The organism is Hungatella sp. SL.1.14, from assembly GCF_024460495.1.
Classification (GTDB): domain Bacteria; phylum Bacillota; class Clostridia; order Lachnospirales; family Lachnospiraceae; genus Hungatella; species Hungatella hathewayi.
In genome coordinates, this window is record NZ_JANFYJ010000176.1 from 1 (window position 1) to 385 (window position 385).

The following is a 385-nucleotide window of genomic DNA, read 5'->3' on the forward strand; positions in this document are numbered from 1 at the left end:
AGTATTATATGTAAGTCCTGCTTTGAAGGGTGTATTTAACGTATCAACATCCCAGCGGAGAAAAACAGGGCCATCACTAGGAGCCATAAGATTACTTGAGTAGACTGCTTTTGCTAAATCACTATTTAAATGAATAAGAAACTCGTTAATCAGAGCTGAAAGGCTCTTATTTTTATACCCGGAAGGGAGAAAGGAGTCCGTACATGAAGGACACTATGATCTTAAAAAATGGAACTATTATTGAACTGGAGGCAGGCGCAAGCCTGGGAGCCTTACAGGTGGCGGCGGCAAACCGGGCGGCCATGGTAACGACCTGGGAGGCGCTGACTCCTGACAATCTCACAGCAGTGCAGATTAAGAATGGTGATGGGTTAGTGGTAGGCAA

General features: G+C 45.2%; 1 pseudogene. It reads left to right on the forward strand.

The features are described from left to right. Positions 1 to 203: 203 nt before the first annotated feature. Positions 204 to 385: pseudogene (locus NE473_RS30555) on the forward strand (hypothetical protein); the annotation flags it as partial.